A 6,875-nucleotide genomic window follows, 5' to 3' on the forward strand; every position below is an offset into this window, starting at 1 on the left:
CAAATTCTACTTTCTACAAAACCAATTGACTCAGTGTATACTCTATTTGCGAAGAGGCTTACTATCCGTTTTAATTTCTATTATGGTAAAATATGCAAAGGAGAATGATCTGGAGGTATTATGATGTTCAAGAAGCTTTTTATGGAATTAGCTACTATTAAAAGAGAGATATACACACTAAATGCGCAAAAACCAAATTGGATAACAAAAGTTGATAATGAAGGGTTATACGTAGAAACTAATTCATCAAGGGACAAGTATTCTCGAGGAGAAAAAAAACTACCTTATTACTTTATATCATTTGATTATTTATTAGATGCTTGGGAAGAATTTATTTCTGTTAGAAATGCTTCTAAAGATGATTTTATAAAAACCCAGGGTAGATCTTCATTTATTATGGCATTTTTTCATGAATTACCTTTTGTTGAAAAAGGTGAAATGAAAAATAAAACTACAATAAAGCTTAAAGAATTTACAACAGATCAACTTCCAGAAGCAAATTTAGATCAGACTCTTAATTTACTAGATGAAATAATTAATAAAAATCTAAATCCCAAAGAGATATCAAAAACGTATACTGAAGATAGCGTAAAAAGGCTCAAGTTAAGAGCTCGACAAGGTTTAAAAATTCTTGGATTTCTATCTGAAAACTATCAAGTTAATAATGAAATGATAAAAAAATATACTGAAATAGATAATAAATTTGAATTTCTGGCCAACCAAATAAAACAACAGCCATATTTAAATGTGATGATTGATTTATTAGATGTCATCAATGAATTTAGCAAAGCAGAGAAACATTCTCTTCTTTCTAAAGTAGGAATGCTAATAGTTAAAAACTCATTAGGCGAAAACCTAATGGAAGAATCTGTCGCAAAATATCGGTCAAGAAATATTTTAAATTGGTTTATGGAAACAGGAATTGTAGATGAGGAGTGGAAATTAGTGATGGATGGGAAGCTGAGGAAATATTTGTTAAAGATCATGAATGAGTATATAGAAGCTAGGCAAGGTCCATTTTCTAACCATCCTCTAGGAACATTACTAAGGCATGAAATTCCTACTCTTATTAAGGATCTCCCTTTTATTAATGACAATTATGAGGTTACTGGTTCCTCCGGTAAAGGTAATTGGACTACTGTTCCGTGGATAGCAGTTATGAATAAACAAATTACAACATCAACTCAAAGAGGTTATTATATAGTCTATTTGTTTAGCGATGACATGAAGAGGTTATACTTAACTTTTGCTCAAGGAGTAACAGAAACTCCAAAAGATGAAATGGTAAGAATTAATGAAGAGATACGTTCCTCTATCAAAATGAGTTCAAAAGTTTTTAAGGATAACAACCTTGACTTAGGAATTACAAAAAAGGCAAGGAACTACACAGAATCTGTTGCTGTATACATTCCATATCATTTAGAAAATTTCCCTTCAGAAGATCAGCTTATAAAGGATTTAGAAGAAATGATTATGTACTATGAAGAGTACATATCAAAGAAGAATTATTCACCTAATTCCAGAGCAAGTATAGTAGTTGAGGGTGCACAAAAGATACTACCAATAAAAGAAATAATATCCCATATTGATTCTTATATTGCTAGTAAAGGTTTTTACTATGAAACAGAAGAAGTTCAAAATATATACCTTTCAATTCGGACTAAACCTTTTGTTATTTTATCGGGAATATCAGGTACTGGTAAGACAATGGTAGTAAAATGGTTAGCAGAAAGTGTTGGAGCTACAAAGGAAAATGGACAATTTACATTAATACCTGTTCGGCCAGATTGGAATGATGGATCTGATTTATTAGGATACAAAGATATTAAAGGTGACTTTGTGGAGGGCCCATTAACTTCAGTCATTAGAAAAGCCCAAAATAATAAGGACAAGCCATATTTTGTTGTACTTGATGAGATGAACCTTGCAAGAGTAGAGTATTATTTTAGTGATGTATTAAGTGTAATGGAAAGCAGAGAGTTAACTGAGAACGGGTTACAAACATTACCGTTAATTAAAGAGGAAGTAGCTGGTGAAAATATCTATTTTCCAGATAATGTTTATATTATCGGTACTGTAAATATGGACGAAACAACCTATCCTTTCAGTAAAAAGGTATTAGATCGTGCCAATACAATTGAATTTAATAATGTTAACCTAGAATATCTTGCATTTTTATATCAGCAGTCTAATGTGGAGCCAGTTCATATTCATAATCAATCTTTTATAAGCAATTATGTTCATCTTAAAGATGTATTTAGATTTCATGCAGATATAGTTGAAAGAGCAAATCAAGAATTAGTAAAAATAAATAGTATCCTTAAACCGCTCGGTTCACATGTGGGGTATCGAGTTCGTGATGAAATTTGCTTTTATTTAGCTTATAACGATCAAGGAAATCTTATGAGTTTTGAACGGGCATTGGATAGATGTATATTACAAAAGATTCTTCCACGCATTTCTGGAAGTGATTATAGGGTTGAACGTGTATTAGTCGAGCTTTACAGATTATTTACAAATAAAGACCTTCCTATTGACCTAGATTTAGTTAACGATGAAATAAAACTATCGAAATATCCGAAAAGTACCATTAAAGTTGTGGAAATGCTCAGGAGGTTAAAAGATGATAGTTTTACCTCATTCTGGATTAGCTAAAGAAGAAATTGAACTTGTTAATATAGAAACATCTGATTTCTCTCTAATTATTAAAGGAAAACCTTTTCATGAGAGATATTTAGGCTTACAAGAGTATAGGAAGTTAGATTTCCATGATGTAATGTATTTTAAAGTAATTGGTGAAAAAATAGAAAATGTTAAAGTATTTGACATCAATAATATGGAACTAAATGAAAAATACAGTGAACTACGGCCAATATTCTTTGAAAATGGTACATATCAGATTATTGTATCTCCCAAAGGAGATAAAGACTTGTCATTTTATCATGAGCACCCACTTTTAAGAAATGCAGTAGGTAGAGTAAGTATTGGAAAGTCGTATGTTCTTTTGGGGAATTTACACTTCCAAAATGAAATTGGTTATTCCACTTTTGAGATTATGGAAAAGGAAAATGCATTATTAAAGGTTACGATTGAAATTTTCCCTACAAAGCTTGACTATAAAGAAGATTATAAAAAACTTTTAGAAGAGGTAAATGATGAAATCTACAACTTAGCTTTTCATTTTCTAAAAAAAACATATCATAGTGCAACAACAAAACTAGAAGGGAACCCTTCTCCAGCTGAGTTTTTTCGATTAATATCTGTTTATTTTACTTCTTTTATTAATTCTATTGAACAAATTGAACGTCAGCCTCATCATAAGTTAGAAAAAAAATACGAAATGGTAAGAGGTGACCGGATGAAACATGTTGATTCTTATGGAAGGAATTTTCTGCATAAGAATCAACAACTATTTATAGAGGTTCAAAAGGGTATCCGAGTTGAGAAAAAAATATATATGCCTGTAAAGGGTATGTCTGTTAAAAAACAGATTACTTATGATACCCATGAGAACCGTTTTATAAAATGGATGATGTCTAGCCTATTAATAAAGCTTGAGGACCTATTAAAAAGATTAAATTATAATAAAAGATCAACTGAATTTGACGGGTATAATGATATTAAAGATCTTGTTCTGCAGATGAAAAATAAACTTGAATTCAAGATATTATTACCATTTTGGAGGAATTTACCTAGTTTAAATCAAACCTTTTCAAGTTTAGTTCTTCAATTAGCGGCAGGATACAGAGATGCTTATAAAATCTTTTTAACTGTCTCAAAAGGATTAACCTTACAAACTAACATTTTTAAAATGTCTGTAAAAGATGTAGCTACATTATACGAATACTGGACATACCTTAAACTTGGTCAAATATTGAGTAAAAAGTATGAACTAATAAGTCAAGATATAATTAAAGTAAGTCGAGATGGTTTATATGTTAACCTTGAATCTAATCGACAAGCAACAAGAATATATAGACACCCAGTAACAAAAGAAAAGATTATACTTACTTACCAAAAGTATGAAGGAGACTTACCAACCATTTCACAAAGACCAGACACTATGTTAAGCCTTTGGAAAAAGGGTGTTAATTACTCTTTTAATTATGTTTTCGATGCAAAGTATAGAATTGATTTTGCGGCTGAAGGTAGTTATTACGGAAAAAAATATTTGAGTCCGGGGCCAATGGAGGAAGATATAAATACTATGCACCGATATAGAGATTCAATAGTTGCGGAAAATGGGGGACCATATGAGAGAACTGCTTTCGGTGCATACGTATTATTTCCATGGAATCAAGAACAACTTTATGAGAATCACAATTTTTATAAAAGTATAGGTAAAGTTAATATAGGCGGATTTCCATTTTTACCTAATGCTACAAGCATGGTTGAAAGATTTATTGAAAATTTAATTGAGAAGAGTCCTGAAGAAATACAAAAAGAAGGAATTCTACCAAAAGGGTCAATTGAAAATTGGAAGGAATCCATTGAAGAAAAAGTACTTGTAGGGGTGGTTTCCTCATTTGAGGTTTTTAAGTTTTCAATTCAAAATTTAACCTATAAAATTCCTCATTCCCACCTAAAAAATGGTTGGCAGGAAGCTAAGTATGTTGCTTTATATTTATCAAAGGAAGTTGGATCACAAAATGGTGTTGTTTGTTTTGGGAAAATCGTAAATGTATATTTTGAGGAGAAAATTGTTAATTTTAAGGTTGATATTTGGAGAAATTTAGATGAAACAATAAAACCAGTTAACTATGGAATAGCATCGTATATGCTGACTACATTAAAAAATTTAAAAAATGCTCAGGAACTTCCAGAATTATTTATGAAATCTGAAGAAGAAAGATTGATATGGCAAATGTTAAGAAGAATTTCAGATAAAATTAAAATAGAATTAGATAAATCAATAATTGACGATGCTAAGCAAATTAAAAAGTACCAGATAAGGGGAATTGAAGTTTGTTTTCAACATAATAAGGAAATAATCGAATTAAAATCTTCAGATAAAATAACTACTATTACGGTAAATAATCTAATAAATAATCCCTCTTATGTTTTTAAGTTGTTGTTGGCTCTATTAAATTAATTATTTTTTGCTTAACTCGTATGGGGGTTAAGTTTTTTTGTATAAAAAATATGTCCCCTTCTCTGACTGGTTTTAATGAAAAATTCAACCTGATTATGTAATAAGGGGGGTTGCCGGAAGCGGGCAAACTTTGATTCTTCAGGACGAGCCAAATTACTGGCAAAGGATCATTCCGATTGGAAAATTTTAATCTTATGCTTAAACATTTCCCTTGCTCGTAGTATTGAGCTAATGATAACTCATATGATGGAACAGCCGGAAAGCTTATTCGATTTTGATATTATGCTGTAGACTCTATTTGAAAGACAAATAATCATAATATTCCGGAATTTTCACTCTTGGTTAAAAAATGATTTAAAAATTCATGAGAAAGAGATACCGGTAATTATCGAGAAGTGAAAATTGGGGAAGCTATTTTACATATGTATGACGCGATTTTAATCGATGAAGGCCAGGACTTCGATGCAGAGTGGTTCCAACTTACGGGTTGATTTTTCAGAGATTCCAACAGATGAAGAGATTAAAAGTTTTGTTAACAAGCATGTAACTGCAATGTCCTCCAAAGTGATTGAAGATATCAAAAACAACTGCAGTGACACTGTAGATGAATGGATTTTAAATAAATGGACTGTCGAGACCACAGAGCCATTTGATTGGGATGACGAAAGCGACGTAGGAACAGAAGAATATTATCAAGCATATATTCACACTCTAAACAATGGTCATTTTCGTGAATTTTTCGAAGAGGCTTTCGAAAAGGTAACAGGTTTAAGTTTAAAATAACTGAAAAACGATTTAAAAGTATAAGTGATTCAAGGGCGGATAGTTTCCGCTTTTTTTGTTTCTTTAGAAGTGTTTGTAAGCAGCAACACCAAGCTACCCCCTCTCGAAGACATGTATAAACTGTATTCTACTAATTAATAAGTCCCCTTGTAAAAAACTCTTTTAATTTTTTAACAAATTATTGCTTTGTTTTTTCAACATTGGAAAATTTTTGTATTTTAGATAAATTGCGAATGTAAATGGTTGGTAATAGTATAAAGAAGTAATATAATTTTAGTAAGTAATTGATTTAACCGAGAAAAAAAGTGGTTTTAATATTAAGTGAACAAAAAAATATAAAAACACTTTTGAATGCGTTTACCGAAGCCTAAAGGAGAAGGAGGAGTTCCTTTGAGATATCAACTCGATATCGTAAACATGTTGAAATTCGCAACAACGGAAAATTCTTATAGATATAGACCGATAATTCGATTTCTATATGAACTGTTTTTGTCAATATTAAATTGAGCCAGAGTGATCACTTCAAAAGTGAGCCACTTAATAAATTCTAGCTTCCATTAGTGGGAGGAACTGGGTGTTAGGGTGTCTTGCCCCGGGTAGGGGCAAGACACCCTAACACCTCGCGCGCCCAGACTACTGTTCTCCTTCCTCTCTCTGCTTCATACTTTGCCTAAATCGATAAGATTCTCCGTTTAAAAGAAGAATATGAGATCGATGAGTAAGCCGATCCAATAGGGCAGCCGTCATCTTTTCATCTCCAAAAATGGAGGTCCATTCAGTAAATTCTAGATTGGTTGTAATCACTACACTTGCTCTTTCATATCTTCCAGAGAAGAATTGGAATAATAGTTCTGCTCCTATTTTCGTAAAGGGTACATACCCCAGTTCATCTATGATGATTAGATCAAATTTGAGCCACCTCTTCTCAAACAAGACAAGTTTGTGTTCTTCATTCGCCATTAGGAGTTCTTCCACTAGTTCAGCGGCTGTAACGAACTTA

At 31.7% G+C, this 6,875-nt stretch carries 4 protein-coding genes; 3 read left to right on the forward strand and 1 reads right to left on the reverse strand.

Going from position 1 to position 6,875, the window contains the following annotated elements:
- Positions 1 to 123 precede the first annotated feature (123 nt).
- The 3 genes from MLE14_RS15210 (at position 124) to MLE14_RS15220 (ending at position 5,875) form a co-directional block, all read left to right on the forward strand.
- Positions 124 to 2,655, forward strand: a complete 2,532-nt coding sequence (locus MLE14_RS15210) for an MrcB family domain-containing protein (protein WP_243299269.1) — start codon at positions 124 to 126, stop codon at positions 2,653 to 2,655.
- Positions 2,624 to 5,092, forward strand: a complete 2,469-nt coding sequence (locus tag MLE14_RS15215; RefSeq protein WP_243299270.1) for a restriction endonuclease-like protein — start codon at positions 2,624 to 2,626, stop codon at positions 5,090 to 5,092. Before MLE14_RS15210 ends, MLE14_RS15215 begins: the two co-directional genes overlap by 32 nt.
- A gap of 462 nt (positions 5,093 to 5,554) precedes the next feature.
- Positions 5,555 to 5,875 (forward strand): hypothetical protein, encoded by a 321-nt coding sequence (locus MLE14_RS15220; RefSeq protein WP_243299271.1) that lies wholly within the window; start codon positions 5,555 to 5,557, stop codon positions 5,873 to 5,875.
- 633 nt (positions 5,876 to 6,508) lie between these two features.
- Here MLE14_RS15220 and MLE14_RS15225 read toward each other — a convergent pair.
- Positions 6,509 to 6,875: ATP-binding protein (locus MLE14_RS15225; RefSeq protein ID WP_243299272.1), on the reverse strand; the 367-nt coding region annotated here is incomplete at its 5' end.

Origin of the sequence: Bacillus litorisediminis, from assembly GCF_022808645.1 — a bacterium.
GTDB classification, from domain to species: domain Bacteria; phylum Bacillota; class Bacilli; order Bacillales; family JC228; genus Bacillus_BF; species Bacillus_BF litorisediminis.

What these genes read in the sequence shown, in the direction of transcription:
- MLE14_RS15210 (WP_243299269.1), top strand. Translation starts at nt 124, where the DNA reads ATGTTCAAGAAGCTTTTTATGGAATTAGCTACTATTAAAAGAGAGATA.
- MLE14_RS15215 (WP_243299270.1), top strand. Translation starts at nt 2,624, where the DNA reads ATGATAGTTTTACCTCATTCTGGATTAGCTAAAGAAGAAATTGAACTT.
- MLE14_RS15220 (WP_243299271.1), top strand. Translation starts at nt 5,555, where the DNA reads ATGCAGAGTGGTTCCAACTTACGGGTTGATTTTTCAGAGATTCCAACA.